Here is a 19593-nt window from a genome sequence, read left to right on the forward strand (position 1 = left end):
TTAAAACTGTTGTAATACTTACACAGTCTATGTTTTCAGCCTGAGCATCATTAAAATATAGTTACTAAAATTTACTAAACTTTATTACTCACCATAAAAATACCGGAAGAACCTAACATTTTTAACTTTATTATTAAAAACTCTTTTCCTGAAGTTAAATCCACTGTTTGGAAAAACCAAGTTTTGCTATTACCGATAGCTTTTGTTGATGAAGAAATAAATCAAATATATATTTTATATAATGACTTGGAAAATATTATTAATAAATATAGTTTACTTAATAAGTTAATTTTAAAATTAAACGAAATCGGAACTATAAAATATTCAGTAGGAACAGAAATGTTGGAAGCAATGTTAAAAAAAGAAAAAAAGATAATTTAATAGATGAAATACAAACAGAATGGAAAACATTTAATAAAATGGTAAACGAATTTATTAACAATTGTACTATTAAAAATTCACAAATATTTTAAATCAAATATAATATGAGTAGATTTATTTAAAATGCTCGCATTGGTATCCAACAAATAACGACTACCACTCATCTCTCAACACTTTTTGCATTGCTAGTGCATCTCCCTGCCAAACTAATTTACCAGCAATATCAAAAAAATCATAATTAGATTTCTGTGTGCTGTCTGATGTCACCGGACTCAGCACAACCACGATATTTACTTCGCCTGGCGATAGCTGTGTTGAAATGTCAAGATGCAAATGCCCAGAAGCATCAACAGTTGTCGTTAGTTGTAGAACTTCCATATAGAAACCATTTGTACCCCACATATATCCCATTTGTACCCCAAATGAGGTGGGCAAATGAACAAATCAACCAGTTACATGGGATGCTGGTTGATTGGTTAGGTGAGTTATTTGCAGATGTCTGTTATTTCTTCTGTTACGGTTAATGTCCCCGCTACAACTGCTAATTTGGGGCCGGGTTTTGATTGCATCGGTGCAGCTTTGACACTGTGTAACCAGTTTAAGTTTACACGCCTAGATGAAGGTGGTTTAACTATTCATGTCACAGGTGCAGAAGCTGAACGAGTGCAAACTGATGAGAGTAATTTACTTTATCAGGCGTTTTTGAAGTTTTATCAATATATAGATCAGACTCCGCCGCCTGTGAAAATTGAGATTGGTTTAGGTGTACCTCTGGCGCGGGGTTTGGGTAGTTCTGCGACGGCAATTGTTGGCGGTTTGGTGGCGGCGAATCAACTTGCGGGTGAACCCCTATCTCAGGTGCAGGTGATGGAGTTGGCGATCGCAATAGAAGGACATCCTGATAATGTAGTTCCAGCATTAATCGGCGGATGTCGTCTGGCGGCTACTAGTGAAACTGGTTGGGAAATTTGCGATGTACCTTGGGATGAAAATATTGTGCCAGTGGTGGCGATTCCCAATTTTGAACTCTCCACCTCAGAAGCGCGGCGGGTTTTACCAACTGAGTTTAGTCGCGCAGATGCAATTTTCAATACTGCCCATTTAGGTTTATTGTTACGTGGCTTGGAAACTGGTAAAGGAGAATGGTTAAGGGCAGCTTTACAAGATAAACTGCATCAGCCTTATCGTAAAGCTTTGATTCCTGGTTACGATGCGGTGAATGCGGCGGCGGTGGCGGCTGGTGCATTCGGTATGGTGATTAGTGGTGCAGGGCCGACATTGTTGGCTTTGGCGGATGTGGCACATTCTCAAGCTGTCGAATTGGCGATGGCTTCAGCCTGGAAAGACACAGGTATTGATGCCGAAGTGCGATCGCTTGCTTTAGACACCCAAGGTGCAACAATTTTATGAAGGAGGCAGGAGGCAGGAGGCAGGAGGCAGGGAGAGAATCTTTAACTCAGCACTCAGCACTTTACACTCAGCACTTTAACTATGGAGCAGATTCAAGTCGAGATAGCAGCACTCAAGGCGGAAATTCAAGTTCTTCAGCAAGAAAGGGCTGTACTTAATCAAAATAATGGGATATCTGGCGATGATTATTCACCTTCGTCAATTGTTGAGGCTTACCGTCAACAAGCTAGAGAAAACCCGCAATTATCAGTGGAACTCAAAGGTATCGATGATGCGATCGCTGCTTTGACAACCCAACTACAACAAAAACAAGCTCAATTGGCACGTTGGCAAGTTGAATCCAAACAACTTACCATCGAGCAACAACTAGAAGAAGCGAAAAAAGTGGCACAGGTTCACGCCGATCGCGTTAACGAACTAGCAGCAGAATTAGCCGACGAAATCCGTCAGTTAAAAGCCACTGCTGATTATCTCAGTCCTTTATATTGGCAGGTTTACTACAAACCTTTCATTACCGGATTCAAGACTATCTCCGTTCCCTATGTCCGTTCTGATGGGGAAGTTTGGACGATTGTCAACCGTATTGTTTAGCGCACAACCCAATATCTTTAGGGTAATTTTTCCCTTGAGACATATAATTTATGAAGAAATGTAACGGTGGTATAAGCCACCGTTTTTGTTGACGTTACAAAACTTTATATCTAGAATGGACTAGCCATCTAATCGGATGAGTATTTATTCCTGATTCTGGGCAGAATAGGAGAAGTGATGAGTATATATTCTCAGCAAAAACCAAAATTTAATATTTGTAGAGATAAATAACGTTTACAAAAGTAACGATTCCTTAATATAATGTAATTAAAAGCGAAAACAAAAAACGATTGTCAGAAGTGATGAATGCTATGGATTTTCCCTGGCTAACTGCCATAATTGCCTTGCCCTTGGTGGCTGCCCTAGCCATCCCCATAATTCCAGACAAAGAAGGAAAAACAGTCCGTTGGTATGGTTTAGGTGTAGCGATCGCGGACTTTGCCTTAATGATTTATGCCTTTTGGAGTAGCTACGACTTCCAAAGTTCAACTTACCAATTCGTCGAAAAATACTCCTGGGTTCCCCAAATCGGTTTAAATTGGTCTGTAGCAGTTGATGGCTTATCGATGCCCCTCATCTTGTTAACAGGCTTAATCAATACCCTAGCAATCTTCGCGGCTTGGAAAGTAACCAACAAGCCGCGATTGTTTTATGGGTTGATGTTGGTGATGTACAGCGCCCAGTTGGGTGTGTTTCTTGCCCAAGACTTGCTCTTGTTCTTCCTGATGTGGGAAATCGAGCTAGTTCCTGTATACCTGCTGATTTCCATTTGGGGTGGTGCTAAACGCCGTTACGCTGCTACCAAATTTATTCTCTATACTGCTGCTGCTTCCATATTTATTCTTGTAGCCGGTTTTGCGATGGCTTTCTCTGGTGACACCTTCACCTTCGACATCGCATCTCTGGGAATGAAACAATATCCTAAAGCTTTTGAATTATTAGTTTACGCTGCTTTATTGATTGCCTTTGGTGTGAAGTTGCCAATCTTCCCCTTACACACCTGGCTACCCGATGCTCACGGTGAAGCATCTGCACCTGGTTCCATGATTTTGGCTGGTGTGTTGTTGAAGATGGGTGGTTATGCCTTAATTCGCTTCAACATCGAAATGTTACCTAACGCTCATGTTTACTTTGCTCCAGTTTTAGCAATCTTAGGTGTAGTTAATATTGTCTACGGTGCTTGTTGCGCCTTTGCTCAAACCAACCTCAAACGCCGCTTGGCTTACTCTTCAATTGCCCACATGGGGTTTGTGCTGATTGGTTTAGCTTCCTACACAGAAGTGGGTATCAGTGGAGCCGTGTTACAAATGGTTTCCCACGGTTTGATTGCTGCTAGTTTATTCTTCTTATCTGGTGTAACTTACGAACGCACCCACACCTTAATGATGGATAAAATGGGTGGCATTGGTAAGGTAATGCCAAGAACCTTCGCTTTGTATACTGCTGGTGCAATGGCTTCTCTGGCTTTACCCGGAATGAGTGGTTTCGTTGGCGAATTGATGGTGTTCCTCGGTATTGCTACCAGTGATGTTTACAGTTCCAGTTTCAAGATTGTAGTTGTACTTCTGTCCGCAGTCGGCGTGATTTTGACACCAATCTACTTGCTTTCCATGCTGCGCCAAGTATTCTACGGCAAACAATGTGAAGAGTTACATCTAGATGTTGTAGTTGCTGATGTTAAACCTCGTGAGTTGTTTATCACTGCTTCTCTGCTACTTCCCATCATCGGTATTGGTTTGTATCCCAAACTAGCAACGCAGACTTATGATGTGAAAACCGTAGAAATTGCGACTCACGCTCGTCAAGTTCTACCAGTTGTAGCTCGTCAACAACCAGCAAGCCTTTACTCTCAAATTTTTACTGCGCCAACTTTAGCTAATGCTCAAGTGGAAAGTTTAGTTAATATTTCAAAGTAAAAGTAGATTCCAAACAAGGGTGCTGAAAGTAAATTCTAATATGAGGGGAATATGGGGGTGATTAGCAAATCACCCCTTAAATTTTGCTACTAAGCTGATGTGCATTCAAGTTGGATATTCTGGGAGTGGAGAGTGTTATTAGCTCTCATTTGTCATTAGTTCCTTATCCTGTGTCAATGAAAATGACTGATGACGACTGACTAAAGGCGATCTTCACAAGTGGTTAAGCAATTTGGATGTGTTTTAGCTTATGAAGAATGAAGTTTAAGTTTTAAGAATTAACTTAGCAGTTGATAGCTTGATATTTGCTTTGGTAGTCTGAAATCTAAATATGCTTTGAATGTGCATTATCCGTCTTTCTACTCAAATAGTGATTAGCTTTCGTTAAAGATACTAGCGTAGCCAGCGCCTACTTTTTTTACTGCATTGTTTATTTAATTTGTCAATATGTAATTTTTATAAGGTTGATTTGAAGTTTCCCTCAAAATTTATATAGTTTTGGTTAATTTAAAAATTACATACTAGTTCTACATAGACAAGGTATGAGATAATCCTAATTCAATAAATAATAAATCCTTCTGCACAACAACTTTAAATAGTCTCACTGTGACCATCCAAATGTTTCTCTTGTTTTGGTTAATTTATCCATGAACAGAGAATATTGAAAATTTTGATTGATAGCTATTAAATCAGTAAATTGCATGAATCAGTTTATCTCCTGAAACTAAATTCTGGGGCTATATAAACGCATTCTGAATAAGTCTGTAAAATGTATCATTTTATTTTTAAAATGATACATTTACAATCATTATTTTAATTATTTCAATCTTTCTTTTTGACAGAAGTCTATGCTTGTCTTAGGCTCATAACTCTATCACCAATATTTTATCTTATGTTCTTAAATAATTTTATTTACTAATTGTTTAACTTATAAATTCTCAGAAAAAAGTTAATTTAGAAAAAATTTTTCAATAATTACTCAATTTAACTAAATTTATTTTTCAAAACTATGCTTTTTGCTCTTAATTCCAATATCTGTAACCAAGTTGAAAATTTGGCATCTTTATATCAAACAGCAACACCATTTTCTCATATTATTATTGACAATTTTCTAGATGAATCTTTAGCAGAAAAACTGCTAGAAGATTTTCCAGATATTTCCATGACAGTTCGCTCTGGACATCGGTTGTTTGTACATAAATACGAATTAGCATTTAATCACCAACTTTCCTACCCGTTTCAAAAACTTCACCAAGAGCTAACTTCTACTAGTTTTAATCTATTTCTAAGTCAAATTGTTGGCGAAAATGTATTTGTTGATCCTGACCGTTTCGCAGATATTCATTTGAGTATTAATGGTAGTTTTCTGGATATACACACAGACTTTAACATACATTGCTCAAAACTTAATTGGCTACATTGTTTAAATGTAATTATCTACTTCAATAAAGAATGGCAAAAAAATTTTGGTGGACAACTTATTCTCACATCGGAACGAGAAGGGTTAACTAGCAAAATCGAACCTCTTTTTAATCGCTGTGTGATTATGAAATCTGATGATACTACTTATCATGGTTGCCAACGTCTAGTAGTACCAGAAAACATAACACGTAAATCAATTATTATTCCTGTCTACAAAGAAGAATCTATTCATAATTTACCACCAAGGCATTTGACCCAATTTTTTCCTCAACAGGGTTTGAGAAAAAAGTTATTTTTATCTAAAATCTACAACTCTTTTACATCTCTAAAACTGAGATGGAAAAAGTATCTCACTGGAGTTTAGAGAGTAAAGATTTATAGGCGATTTTTGCTGGGAATGACAATCATGGCAAAGTAAGGTACTTCCGCCGGATTAACTTCATCTAGAGGGACGATTTTTTGCTGTGTCATGGTTGCCCGCTCAATATACAATGCGCGTGATGCTAGTCCCAATTGATGCAAGATATTGCGTACTTTGGCAAAATGACGGCCTAGTTTCATAATTGCGGCTGCGTCGGTGGTTAGTAGTTGGGTGATGAGTTCTTCGGCTGGGAGTGGGGCTGGTAAAACTGTCAGAATATCGTTGTAGTAGGTGAAGGGTACGCCTAAAGCTACAGGACAAGCCATGAGAGAGGAAACACCAGGAACAACTTCTGTGTGGTAATGCTCAGATAAACGTGTGTATACATACATGAATGAACCGTAGAAAAACGGATCACCTTCACACAGCACAACGACATCTCGTCCAGCCGCGAGGTGTTGGGCTATTGGTTCAACTTCTTGGTCGTAAATGGCTTTGGCTTTTTCTGGTTCTAGGGCGCGGGGGAGGTGAAAGGCGACTTCGGTTTGGTTGCCTGTTAAATATTGGGAAACGATCGCCCGCGCTATACTTTCTTTATCGGTGGCTGATTGATAGGCAATTACAGGTGCAGTCTGTAATAACCGCAATGCTTTGATAGTCAGCAGTTCGGGGTCGCCAGGGCCGACACCAACTCCATACAAACGGCCTTTGGTTGTCATGATTATTCTTCCTCCGTTGCCAAGGCGTTAACTGCGGCGGCGGCGATCGCACTGCCACCCCTCCGACCATATAATGTCATAAATGGTACATTCCGGCTATCTGCTGCTAAGGCGGCTTTTGATTCGGCTGCACCGACAAATCCCACAGGGAAACCCAAAATCACGGCAGGTTTCGGCGCTCCTTCATCCAGCATTTCGAGTAACCTAAATAATGCGGTGGGTGCATTACCAATGGCTATAACTGAATTTTCTAGATGCGATCGCCATAATTCTAAAGCGGCGGCTGACCTTGTATTACCAAGTTTTTGGGCGAGTTCTGGGACTTCGGGATAATTCAGGGTGCAGATAACTTCGTTATTGGCTGGTAGTCGCCGCCGCGTAACTCCTTCCGCCACCATCCGACAATCGCATAAAATTGGTGCGCCAGCTTTGAGGGCGGCGCGTGCTGATTGTACTGCTGTGGGTGAATATCCCAAGTCAGTTACAATATCCGTCATTCCACAGGCATGAATTAGACGTACAGCTACTTTTGCTACATCTGGTGGCAGGGCATCTAAGTTAGCTTCTGACCGAATGATCGAAAAAGAATTACGGTAAATTTCGTTAGCGTTGCGGATATAGTCGGACATTTTCAATTAACAACCACAGATGAAGGCAGATAAACACAGATGTTGGGAATCTTAAATAACTGTTTTAGTTGGGTAGTCTCGTATCGATTGACAAATTCTGTAAAAGATTCGTCATGGTGCAGGCGGTGATTTTTATACACTGTGAGCATTTGTTCTATCCGTGCAGGTAATTCTATAAAACTCACATCTTGATAGATTTTCTGACCGAATTGTTCGAGACTATCACGATCGCCGACATAAATGTGATAACTTTCTATGTTGCGATCGCTCACACCTAGTAAAGTGATGTCACCTGTGTGATGTTGGGCGCAAGATTTTGCACAGCCGCTAAAGTGAATGTTAATCGGGCGATTTAGCTGAACACGATTTTTGAGATAATCGGCTAATGCTAAAGCATGACTTTTAGTATCGGTAGCTGAAGCCGCACAACCGCGTTTACCAGAACAAGCAACTAATGTACTTTGAATATTAGTGACGGTGAAATCTAAGCCTAAGTTAGTTAGGTGATTTTGAACATCAATAACGCACTGTTGGGGAATATCCGTGATGAGTAAATTTTGCCAAGGTGTGAGTCTGATGGTTCCACTACCATATTTGGCTGCTAAATTGCCCAAACACCGCAACTGCTGACTTGTTAACCGACCAAGGGGTAATACGACACCAATATAAAACAAATTTTCTTGGCGTTGGGGATGAATCCCAATATGCCAGAAACCTGCTTCCTTTGTTGTTGGGGAAGGTTGACAACGCTGCAAAGTAAAAGTTAAACGCTGTTCAACTTGCTGAAGATAATTTTCCCATCCCAAACTGTTGATAACTGCTTGTAACCGTGGCTTGCGCCTAAGTTGAATATCAGTATGCTTTAAATAAACATCTGCTAAAGCTGCCAAAACAGACAAACATTGTTCTGGTAACAATATAATTCCTGTATTGATGGGTGGTTGGCTTTTGATGAAACTTAGATATAAGCGGAAGTAAACTTGAGTGTTGATTAACTCAGCCCTCAACAGGATATCATTGAGGCGATCGCTTACTGAAACTTTCCCACCGCCATCAAAGCAAACACTAAACTTAGCTGATAGTGCTGATAGTTCCGAATGTTCTGTTAAATAAGCATCCCAGCTTTGAATTAAAGGGCGAGTATCGATTAATTCTTCTGGGTCGATACCTGCTGTTGGGCTAGTCATAATATTACGGATGTGGTCTATAGCCGAATTGTGAGACCCTATACCCAAATTTTGCAGGTGTTGTAAAACTTCGCTGCTGATACCCTGGCTAATTTCTCTGATTTGCAGGTTGGCGCGATTTGTGACATCCACATAACCACCACCTTGCATATCTGCAATCTCTGCGATCGCCTGACATTGTTTACTATTAAGTATCCCTCCTGGTATTCTCAGGCGAGATAAAATTCCATCTTGAGCAGATGTAGCGTAGAATAACCCCGGACAGGCTGTAAATCCCGAAACCAACGTCTCAACTCCTTCTCTGTGCAACGCAGAGAGTAGATCATCATGTCTTATAGACACACCCGGAGTTGGCATTCTGACTTGGGATTTCCCTCCACAGCTGCGGCACAGTCCCGGAATTTCACCGGAGTTTCCCAACTCCAAGTCTTAGTAATTTACCATGAGAGCGTCTTCGCTATACTCTATGCTTCACATTTTTTTCATCAATGATTGGTGAATAATTACAGATCCCCGACTTCTTAAAGAAGTCGGGGATCTGTACTCTTTAGACAAATATTATTTATATACTCTCTCTGTAATGGAGCTTTTAGATAAAAATTAGGGAGACCTGAGAACCCCTATACCAGCTTCTTGTTCAATAAAATCTGCTAAATTTATAAAATCCTCACGCGGATAACATCTGCCTCCAATTAAGTCAAAAGCTAATCTACTCGCTGGATTTTCTGGGTTTTCCAGTATATGTATTCCCCAGTAATAAAGTAGATCGCTGGCTCGAATACAAACTTTTTCTGGATCTATACAATGAAATTTATTATCTGTTTTCCTAATTTCTTTATACGCCGATAAATATACTTCCTTCAGAAGTTTAAAACGCTTCATACCTGGATCTTTAAAATTATTGACTAGTACAAATAGATGAGCATCTTCATTTATTTGGCGTATTTCTCTCACAGTTTCTTGAATAACTTTACCATGCTTGTTAATTCCCAAGGGGTTTAATGTGGTTGGGATAATACAATAGTTGAGTCGTTTAATTAACTCTGTAGGATTGCGCTCTAGGGCAGGTGAACAATCACAAATTACTATTTGACAGTCACGGGCGCTATCTTCATGCCAATCCTCTGCTTTAAATACTTGAATATTAGTGCCAACACCTTTAGAATTAGGAACAAAAACACCATCTCCTACTAATTTTTGGAGATTTTCTTCCGGATCTAAATCTACCAATGCCACATTAAATCCTTGGAGTGCTAATGCACCTGCTAAATGTGCAGCAATTGTTGTTTTACCTACTCCGCCTTTGCAAGTAAAAACCCCAAAGTAAACTTTTTTTGATAGATTTTTATCTTGTGGATTTGATTCGTTGGGAGGCTCAGAAGTAATACCAGCAGTTCCATCAATACTTACCAATTTATTTTCTAAAGCAATTCCACATCGGATTTTAGTATCTTTATTCCAGGATCTAATTAGTGCCAGTGCTGGGCCACTAAAGCCTTTTGTTGTAATGAACCAACCAAGATTAAATTGTTTACCTTCGGGAGAATCTAAAAAATCAGCAAACTTTAAAAGCTGTGGTGCTGCAACATTACTTTTGAGCCATTTAACTTGAATAGCTATAATTAAATTTTCTTTTGTTGCTATTAAATCATATCCAGGTTGATTAGGCTTTGCTGTTTCAACTGTCCAACCTGCTCGATGAATTAGTTTTGCTACGTGCTGCTCAAAGTGAGTGAAATCCTGAATGAACTCTGGCTCTTGAGTAGATGGCATAAATAACTTTCAATTTTATTTTACAGTTAAGCAGAAGTAGCCTGCGTTATGGCTTCAGCCTAACGTATCATGATAATACAGTGGTGCGTTAGGCGCTTGGATATAGTTTTTGTGATGAATTACTCACAATCTGCGCCTAACACACCCGACGATAATTTGACTATTCTCCTAAATAAATACCTAAACCACGAGCAGTTTGAACCAAAGTATCTTCTGGGTTGACGGCTTTGTACTGTGCGATCGCTTCTTCGATGGGTACGGTGATCACTTGGCGATTTTGCCAAGCGACCATGTAATCATATTTACCTTCCTCAATTAGATTAACTGCGGCTACACCAAAAGCCGAGGCGACTAATCGGTCTAGGGGTGAGGCTGTACCACCGCGTTGGATGTGTCCTAAGACGGTGACTCTTGTTTCTGCACCGATGCGATCGCTAATTTGGTCGGCTAAATATTCCCCAATTCCCCCATATCGTGATTGACCCAAGCGATTAGTTAAGGTGCGAATTTCCCCTTCTTGAGTCCGCACTGCTTCGGAGACAATCACTAAACAATAGTTTTTGCCGTCTTCTTGACGGTTTTTAATGTGATAACAAATATCATCCATACTGTAGAGGATTTCGGGAATTAAAATCACATCTGCACCCCCAGCAATTCCCGCAGCTAAAGCAATGTGTCCCGCATCACGACCCATAACTTCTAAGATCATCACTCGACTATGAGAAGCGGCTGTGAAATGTAATTTATCCAGTGCTTCTGTTGCAATATTAACGGCTGTATCAAAGCCAATGGCGTGTTCAGTAATCCCGATATCATTATCAATTGTTTTCGGGATACCGACTAAGTTAATCCCGCCTTGTTGTGCGAGGCGACGCAGAATCGCTAAACTACCATCCCCACCAATGCCAATCAACGCATCTAAATCTAATTGATGATAGCCTGCAATAATTTCTGATGAGCGATCGCAAAAACTACCATCAGCCATCGGAAAAGCAAAAGGATCACCTTTATTAGTAGTGCCTAACATTGTGCCACCAGAAGTTAATAACGGATCAACTTGCTCGATTTCTAATTTAGTAACTTGTGGTGGTCTTGCCATTAATCCTAGAGTTGCTTGTCGAATACCTAAGACTTCCCAACCTTTACCACTAGCACAATGAACAACTGCTCTGATGACTGCATTCAAACCAGAGCAATCTCCGCCACTAGTTAGAATGCCTATACGCTTACTTTTACCCATATTTTTGAACGCTGCAAACGTGAAATAATTTCACTCACTACCAGAGTTAGCTAACACTTGAAAAATCTGATTAAATGCTATGATTTGGTTGATTTCAGCCCAAAATCACACCATAAAATTGATAACAGCAAAGTTTTACTGTCATCTGACTATAAGCTCAATCTCAAAGTATAGTTTTGATTATTTCATTACTTTCAAAGTCTAGAATGATTTGTGTATGCACTATTTCTTCTAAACAAAAATTCATTGTTTGTTGTATTTTATAATTTAATATTGCGAATTTTAACTATTGTTAACTTATGTCTTAATACTTGATTGTGTGTAACAATCCAGGAGTCTGAATATAGGAAAAGAACGCGTCTACGATTTTACGTTGCTTCTCGGTAATTCCTATCTACTATGAAACTCCCTACTACTTCACCCTCTTATTTTGCCAAAGGTATTGTGATTGTCCTGTATTATCTTGCAGTTTTATTCATAAATAAAATCAAAGTTCTATAGTTTTTATTTGTAGAGTCTGATACTATATCTCTAAGTGCTGTTCGATGAACTACAGATGTTCTTGCATATATAAAAACGACAAAAACAGTATTTAAGTACTATTTTTGCAGATAACTAAATAACCGAAGAGGTATGAATTAGCGATTTAACTTCATACCTAATCTGATGTGCAGTGACTTGTTATGTGTCGCCATACCAAATTACTTTCATCAATAGGTGTAAAGCCTGAAAATCTCTAGCCTTCAGTCGAGAAGCAGCACAAGGAAATTCTAGGCTTCAAGAACACAAATTGTTGCAAACCTAAAGTGGGTAAGGTGAATGTGGATGATAGCAATATGTCTCCACTACATTTAATTTTTCACTGTACAAAAAGATTTTGGTGAAAAGAATCTAAAATTCTAAAAATTTGTATGTGAATTTAGTGACATTGCAACAGAAATAGGACGCACGCCTTATGCCAAAATATAGCGTTAATGAAGTTTTAGAAATTATCAAAAATCTGACAGTTGAAGAAAAATTAGAATTACAACAGTCTCTACCTAGTGTGTTAGGAAATATGCTGACTGCTGCTAAACCAGTGGAGTCTCATTCTCAGAATATTGAGGGGATTAATATTGGGAATGGTAACTCTGGTATTGCCTTTAATCAACTACAAGCAGACCGGGGAAGTAATATCAGTCAAAGTCAGACTGAGGTAAAAATTCATAATGCTGAGGTACAAGAAGCACTGAAATTACTAGAGAAATTAAAACAGGATATTAATACAAATAATGCTTTGAACTCGATTGAAAAGAAAACTTTAGAAGTGCCACTACAAACAATTGAAGGAGAATTGAAGAAACCAAAGCCAGATAAAAATTTAGTAGAACAAGGTATGGAAGCCTTGAAAAAAGGTTTAGTAGGTGTTGCGGAACTAGCTGATCCTGTGATGAAACTAGCTCCTTTAGTTGCTAGAGTGTGGGTTGGTATATGAGCAACCAATCTACTAATAATCAGTATGAAACGAAGCAAAATATTAGTAATATTTCAATCGGTGACAGTAATGTTGTCACCTTTAATCAAACTCAGATTTTGCAAGTTTCTGTGGCTGAGATTAAAACCCGTGAATTTAGAGCGACTTCACCCTACAAAGGCTTAAAGAAATTTGAGCCAGAAGATAAAGACATTTTTTTTGGTCGTGATCAGTTTCTCACAGGTATAGTCAATCAATTACAACAAACCAATTTAATTTTGCTTTTAGGTGCATCTGGAAGTGGTAAATCATCAGTAGTACGTGCTGGTTTAATTCCCTGGTTATCACAAAAATGGGGAACAAAATTGGTCAAACTGACTTTTACGCCAGATATTGATCCCTTTGAATCTTTCTATGCAAGTTTGCTGAGTAAATATAAGCAATCAGCCGCCCAGATGGCGCGAGAGGCTGAAACTGACACCTTAACAGAAGTAGTCAATAGGCTCAAGCAGCCTGATGATTACTGGTTTATTTTAATTGACCAGTTTGAAGAATTATTTACTACAACTCAGCCAGAAAAACGGAATAAGTTTATCTCTAGCTTAGTACAGTTAAGTAAAATTAACGTTTCCAATGTCAAAATTGTGGCAACTATGCGGGCTGATTTTCTTGACAGATTCAGCCCTTATCCTGCCTTAGTAAAAGCTACAGATAACCATCGTCCTATAATTGCAGAGATGCAACAAGATGAATTGCGTTTGGCAATTGAACAACCTGCGGCTCATCATGGGGTAGTGTTTGAAACGGGCTTGGTAGAGGAAATAATTAAAGATGTTCAAGGACAAGCTGGATATCTACCTTTATTGCAATACACTCTCAATCTCTTGTGGGAGACAGAAGTTAAAACTGGTAGTATTAATGACCGGACTTTAAATTTGAATACTTACCGGATGTTAGGTGGGGTGAGAGGTGCGCTGCAAGAACATATAGATAAAATCTATGGTGCGTTTTCTCAACCAGAACAATTAGCAACTCAGAAAATTTTCCTCAAATTGGTAGATATTGGTGGAGATTCAGAATCAAGTAGCGATTGGAAGCCAGTTCGCAGACGGGCTAATCGTTTTGAGTTTAGCGAGGAACTAGAGCAAAGTGTATTGAGAAAGTTGATCGATGAAAATCTCTTGGTAAGCAATGTGCCTCAAGAGACCTTACACGATCGCCTAACAACAGCGCCAGTATCTACAGTAGAAATTGCCCATGAAATCTTGTTAACATCTTGGGCAACACTCAACACCTGGATTGAGGAAAATCGTCAGGCGATCGCACTTTTTAACCGACTCAATGATGATGTTGCACATTGGCAGACTTTGAAAAATGACGATGAACTGTGGAGTGGATCAAAGTTAGCAAAAGTTGTAGAACTGCGACAAAACCCAGCTTTGAACCCAGCATTGGGTAAATTTAGTGAAAAAACAGCCGAGTTTATTGATGCTAGTGTCAAAAGACGCGATCGTCAACGCCGCCGCAGCATAATCGTACTCTCGGCCTTTTCTACAGTGGTGTCATTATTCGCCATTTTAGCCGGAATTCAGTACTATAGAGCCGAAACAGGACAGATTTCTGCTATTAATCAAACTTCCGAAGCCCGTTTGACTGCTAATAAAGCTAAGTTTGATGCTCTATTAAGCAGTTTAGAGGCTGCCAAACGCTATCAATCGCTGATTTTAAGCAACACTAATCCACAATTGCAAACAGAAATCAAAGCCCAGTTAGGACAAGCAGTCTACTGGACAAGAGAACGCAACCGTCTGCAAGGACATCAAAGTAATGTTCAAAGTGTGAGTTATAGCCCAGATGGCCAAATAATTGCCACCGCCAGCCACGACAAGACAATCAAGCTATGGCAAGCAGACGGTAAACTGATCAAAACTCTAGAAGGGCATACCCAACCAGTCAGGAGTGTCAGTTTTAGCCCCAAGGGAGATATGCTGGCTTCAGCCAAGCGCGATGGCACAGTCGAACTTTGGGATCGCAATGGTAATCTACTCAATACGATTAATGCTCATAAAAGCTTGGTTTTGAGTGTAAACTTCAGCCCGGATGGTAAGACAATTGCGACTGGGAGCAAGGATCACACAGCTAAACTATGGCGTATTGACGGTACAGAGATTAATCCCATTACTACCCTCAATGGACATAGCTCATGGGTGATGCAGGTGCTTTTTCATCCCAAAACTCATCAGATTGTTACTACTAGCGGTGACAAGACTATTAAATTGTGGCAACAAGACGGCAAACCACCGCAAACCCTGAATAAACATACTGACACCGTGATGAGTGCAGCTTTCAGCCCAGATGGAAAAATGTTAGCAACTGCCAGCCTAGATAAAACAGTTAAACTTTGGAGTTCCGATGGGAAACTAATCAAAAGCCTTCCCCATCCAGAACAACTATATAGTGTCAGTTTCAGTAAAGATGGACAGATTGCCTCTGGTAGTGTTGATGGAAATGTCAGGCTGTGGACGCAAGATGGCAAACTATTAGATGCCTGGGCAGCTCATGATGGCAGAATTCATAGCTTGACCTTTAGCCCTGATGGACAAACTCTCGCAACAACTAGTAGCGATAACATTACCAAGCTCTGGCAAGTCCATCGCCAGTGGCTGACTGTTCTGAATGGACATCAAGATGCGGCGACTGGTGTCAATTTCCGCCCTGATGGGGAGCAAGTAGTAAGTGCTGGTATTAACGATTTGCTGTACTTCTGGAGTCCAAAGGGGAATTTACTCCATACCACTAAAACAAATCAAGGCAGTGTGTATGGTATGAGTTTCAGTCCAGATGGCCAAACCATAGCCTCTGCTGGTAAGGACAATACTATCCGACTCTGGGATGCTAACGGGAACGCAATCAGAATATTACGAGGTCATCAAGCTATCGTTAATAATGTCAGCTTCAGCCCAGATGGACAGACAATCGCCTCTGCTAGTGATGATCAAACAGCTAAACTTTGGAGCTTAGACGGTAAACAACAGAAAACTCTTAAAGGCCACAAGGGCAGAGTTTTAAGTGTCAGCTTTAGCCCCGATGGCAAAATCATCGCTACTAGCAGTGAAGATCAAACAGTGAAACTGTGGGGAATTAATGGTGAAGAACTGAGAACTTTACCAGGACACACAAACCGAGTTTGGAATGTCAAATTTAGCCCCGATGGAAAAACTATCGCCTCTGCTAGTGCTGACAGGACAATCAAACTGTGGAGTTTAGAGGGACAACTGATCAAAACCCTACATGGACACACGGCGGCGGTTCTTGATGTTAGCTTCAGTCCCGATGGAAAAGCGATCATTGCTTCTGCTAGTAGTGACAAAACTATCAAACTTTGGCAAGCAGATGGAAGCTTAATCACAACTTTGAGGGGACATCAGTCGGAAGTCAACGCTGTGAATTTCAGTCCCAATGGAAAGTTTTTAGCCTCTGCTGGAAAAGACAAATTGGTATTGCTTTGGAATGTATCTGATTTAAGTTTGCCGGGGTTGTTGAAACAAGGATGTCAACAGATACATGATTATCTAAAAACTCACCCAAAAGTTTCACAAAATTTCTGTAATTAAACTCGATTTGGTTTTATAAGGAGAAAGAAAATGACAAAGAAAGGAACAGGCTGGATTCCCGATTATCCCGATGTTAGAGACTTCACATTAGATAATGATGAAATTAAAATTTTATCGGAAAAAATTCAAACTCAAGGTTCTAATGCTGATGTTGAGAGCCTCGCTGACACTCTGCGTCAAGCGTTAAAATTTATTGCACAGCAACAAAAAAAGATTATTCCACAGCAACAAAAGAAAAATGAAGATGATACTAACAAGATAAATACACTAATAGATCAGCTTTCAGGCAAACTTCATTTTATAAACGTAGAACTGAATAATGTTCTAAAAGTGGGAATGTCTGACTCAGAAGTTTTATTGATCAAAAATTATTTACAACGTATTATTTCCACATGGAAATTATTTCAGCCAACTACTGAAGAACTGAATATATCAAAATATGAAGTCAACTATAAACCAACAATAAACGACACGAGATTTGATGAAAAGACTCGTCAAGCTGTTATCAAAATATTTCAATTTCAACAACTAAAACATGATGGTTTTATAGATAAATATGATATGGAACTTTTAAAGTTATTGGCATCAGGTGCAGATATTACTCGTGATATAGAACCATTTAAGAAATTAATTAAAGAAAATGTTGAATTTTATGAAGGCGAAATTAAAGGAAAATTTTGTCAGCAATGTGACTGTTGTTTTCAAAAAAATGGAAATATTTCTAGCAATTGTCTAGTATTTTTTCTTGAAAAAATAAATGAATTTGATATACCAAATTATCCTGTAAGAAAGGTTCAAACATACCAAGGCATTTTATGTGTATTTTTATACAAAATACTGGAGAATATAGAAATCTTAATTTTATCTTTGAATGATATAAATACATCTGAAAATGATGGAAAAAAACTAAAAGATGAAGATTTTAATAGAAGCATCCAAGAAATTGGGATTTTAATTTCAGGTATTCTTGCAAACAAAAGTCACCTGGTAAAATTTATAAGCTCATTCACTGAAAGCTTAGAAAATCCAGATTTCTCTTTTAAAGATTATGAATTGTCAGAATTAACTGAGATAACCAAAAGTAATATTTTAACCTTAGAATCTTTTGGATTTAGTAAGGAATTATCGGATAAATATTCTACTAATTTAGACATAGGAATCAGAGAAATACGGACAAAAAAATATTCAGAAATCAAACCAATACTGGAAAAAGAATTACCACAAATCCTCAGCAGGCTTAAATATTTAATGGGATTGCTGTATACAGTTTGTCCACCAAGAATCCCAGACTCTCTATTCCCAAAAAAAGAAATACCTATATCGACACCAATTCCGAATATAGTGAATAAATTATTGATCAATAAATTATATGAGCTACAGCCAAAAAATACAGTAGATAATTCATTAGCCAATAAAGAAGAGATAAATTTTTTCTTGCGGGAGAATAATGATAACCAAGCTTTACCATTATTAAATGGATTAGATGAAATTTTACTGCAAGTATTAATGCCATTAGGTCAATATAATAATTTAAGTAAAGCCGTGGAAGATGGAATAGTTAAAATTCAGTCTTTCTTAAGCAAGAACACAGAAAATTCAGAAAAAAGCAATAACAAGAAAAATTCAGAAGACAATATCAGAGAAATAATTCGAGAAACGATGCGGAAATATAATGTCACAATAGTCCAAGATTATAGCTTGAGCGATCGTGAAATAGATTGGACGGGATGGGATTATAAAAAATTTCAGGAAAAAATTGGCTCTATCTTTAAAGACATCAAATCTATCTTGAAAAGTAGCAAGAGAGATATCACGACTCAGGACTTTCTGGAAACCCAAAATTTACTGACGAATAATACTACAACTCCTAGTAATACCCTAAAAAATAAACACCTGAAAAAACCTTTATTTAAAATTAGTACTTCGTCACTTGAAGAGGACAATATTCCCCAGAACAATCCTGTCAATACCAGCGAAGAGCGTTCAGAACAATTAAATAATAGTTTGTTATTTCCGATTAGTAGCGATCTCCTTCAGCAGATTAAAACTAAGATAGGCAATAAAACTAAGGAAACATTTTTATACTTACCAGAATTTGTAGATTTAAGCTATTGGTGTTCTCCTGTAGAGGATCAAGGTTCCTTAAATTCTTGTACAGCTCATGCGGGAATTGCCTTAATAGAGTATGCACAAAAAAAGAGTAGTGGTAACTATACAGATGCTTCTCCTCTGTTTCTCTACCAAGTTACCCGTAACTTGATGCAACGAGAAGGCGATTCAGGAGCTTCTGTAAGAGATACAATGAAGGCGATGGTTGCATTTGGAGTTTGCCCAGAAGAGTATTGGCCTTACAATGAAGATAAGTTTAATGAAGAACCAACATCTTTTTGTTATTCCTTTGCTGAGAACTACAAAACAATCAAATATTTCCGCCTAGACTATGGTCAAATCTCTAAATATGCACTCCTTTCGCAAGTCAAATTGCTGCTAGTTGCTGAAATTCCTTGTATATTTGGATTCACCCTTTATAATTCCGTCTACGATGAAGTGAATTTCAGTAGAGGACATATCCCTTTGCCCAGCCAACGAGATAAAGTCATTGGTGGTCATACTGTAGTTGCAGTTGGCTATCATGACCGCAAGATTATCGAAAATGAAGATGGTGAGCGATTTGAAGGAGCTTTGCTAATTCGCAACTCTTGGGGAAATCGTTGGGGTCAAGGTGGCTACGGTTGGATGCCTTATGATTACATTATTAAAGGACTCACAGCTGATTGGTGGTCACTCCTCAAAGCAGAATGGTTAGCAACTGGCAGTTTCGGTGCAGGTGCAAGTGCTTGGAACGCAGATAAAGGAGGAAACGGGGATAATACGGGAACGGAGCATCCATAAAGATG

Annotated in this window: 14 protein-coding genes and 1 riboswitch; of the genes, 8 read left to right on the forward strand and 6 right to left on the reverse strand. The window is 38.8% G+C overall.

All coding sequences use genetic code 11. The features are described from left to right. Nucleotides 1–183: 183 nt before the first annotated feature. Complete coding sequence (locus tag H6G74_RS28320) at nt 184–381, forward strand: hypothetical protein (RefSeq protein ID WP_190970909.1); 198 nt, start codon at nt 184–186, stop codon at nt 379–381. A gap of 153 nt (nt 382–534) precedes the next feature. On the opposite strand, the gene H6G74_RS28325 is transcribed toward H6G74_RS28320, so the two are convergent. Beyond that, entirely contained in the window at nt 535–792 is a 258-nt protein-coding gene (locus H6G74_RS28325; RefSeq protein ID WP_242051373.1) for a hypothetical protein, read from the reverse strand. Between the two features lie 84 nt (nt 793–876). Between H6G74_RS28325 and thrB the strand changes: the two genes are divergently transcribed. From thrB to H6G74_RS28345, 4 genes are all read left to right on the forward strand, one after another. Next, the gene (gene thrB, locus H6G74_RS28330) at nt 877–1791 is read left to right on the forward strand and encodes a homoserine kinase (protein WP_190970910.1); all 915 of its coding nucleotides are present in this window, start codon (nt 877–879) and stop codon (nt 1789–1791) included. 81 nt (nt 1792–1872) lie between these two features. Next, nucleotides 1873–2382 (forward strand): hypothetical protein, encoded by a 510-nt coding sequence (locus H6G74_RS28335; RefSeq protein ID WP_190970911.1) that lies wholly within the window; start codon nt 1873–1875, stop codon nt 2380–2382. 302 nt (nt 2383–2684) lie between these two features. Continuing rightward, nucleotides 2685–4298, forward strand: a complete 1614-nt coding sequence (locus H6G74_RS28340) for an NAD(P)H-quinone oxidoreductase subunit 4 (RefSeq protein WP_190970912.1) — start codon at nt 2685–2687, stop codon at nt 4296–4298. A 1009-nt stretch (nt 4299–5307) separates the two neighbouring features. Next, nucleotides 5308–6084: a 2OG-Fe(II) oxygenase gene (locus H6G74_RS28345; RefSeq protein ID WP_190970913.1), complete on the forward strand. Its 777-nt coding sequence runs from the start codon at nt 5308–5310 to the stop codon at nt 6082–6084. 11 nt (nt 6085–6095) lie between these two features. Here H6G74_RS28345 and H6G74_RS28350 read toward each other — a convergent pair whose 3' ends face one another. The 5 genes from H6G74_RS28350 to H6G74_RS28370 all read right to left on the reverse strand — a co-directional run bounded on the left by H6G74_RS28350 (nt 6096) and on the right by H6G74_RS28370 (nt 11629). After that, nucleotides 6096–6800: a precorrin-2 C(20)-methyltransferase gene (locus tag H6G74_RS28350; RefSeq protein WP_190970914.1), complete on the reverse strand. Its 705-nt coding sequence runs from the start codon at nt 6798–6800 to the stop codon at nt 6096–6098. Nucleotides 6801–6802: 2 nt separating this feature from the next. Continuing rightward, nucleotides 6803–7429, reverse strand: a complete 627-nt coding sequence (locus H6G74_RS28355; RefSeq protein WP_190591839.1) for a precorrin-8X methylmutase — start codon at nt 7427–7429, stop codon at nt 6803–6805. A 2-nt stretch (nt 7430–7431) separates the two neighbouring features. After that, a complete protein-coding gene (gene cobG / locus H6G74_RS28360) occupies nt 7432–8973 on the reverse strand; it encodes a precorrin-3B synthase (RefSeq protein ID WP_190970915.1) in 1542 nt (513 codons plus the stop codon). Further along, a riboswitch (cobalamin riboswitch) is annotated at nt 8948–9076 on the reverse strand. Its footprint overlaps the gene before it by 26 nt. 140 nt (nt 9077–9216) lie before the next feature. Continuing rightward, complete coding sequence (locus H6G74_RS28365; protein ID WP_190970916.1) at nt 9217–10389, reverse strand: nucleotide-binding protein; 1173 nt, start codon at nt 10387–10389, stop codon at nt 9217–9219. A 160-nt stretch (nt 10390–10549) separates the two neighbouring features. After that, entirely contained in the window at nt 10550–11629 is a 1080-nt protein-coding gene (locus H6G74_RS28370) for an ATP-dependent 6-phosphofructokinase (RefSeq protein ID WP_190970917.1), read from the reverse strand. A gap of 955 nt (nt 11630–12584) precedes the next feature. Here H6G74_RS28370 and H6G74_RS28375 point away from each other — a divergent pair. Genes H6G74_RS28375 through H6G74_RS30880 form a run of 3 tightly spaced genes read left to right on the forward strand, consistent with a single transcriptional unit; the run spans nt 12585 to nt 19588 of the window. After that, nucleotides 12585–13103, forward strand: a complete 519-nt coding sequence (locus H6G74_RS28375; protein WP_190970918.1) for a hypothetical protein — start codon at nt 12585–12587, stop codon at nt 13101–13103. Further along, on the forward strand, nt 13100–16696 hold the full coding sequence (locus H6G74_RS28380; protein ID WP_190970919.1) for an NACHT and WD repeat domain-containing protein: 3597 nt from the start codon (nt 13100–13102) through the stop codon (nt 16694–16696). The genes H6G74_RS28375 and H6G74_RS28380 overlap by 4 nt, the downstream gene beginning before the upstream one ends. 30 nt (nt 16697–16726) lie before the next feature. Further along, a complete protein-coding gene (locus tag H6G74_RS30880) occupies nt 16727–19588 on the forward strand; it encodes a C1 family peptidase (RefSeq protein WP_199341157.1) in 2862 nt (953 codons plus the stop codon). The last annotated feature ends 5 nt before the right edge of the window (nt 19589–19593 follow it).

It is taken from the genome of Nostoc spongiaeforme FACHB-130 (genome assembly GCF_014698475.1).
In the GTDB taxonomy this organism is placed as follows: Bacteria; Cyanobacteriota; Cyanobacteriia; order Cyanobacteriales; family Nostocaceae; genus Nostoc_B; species Nostoc_B spongiaeforme.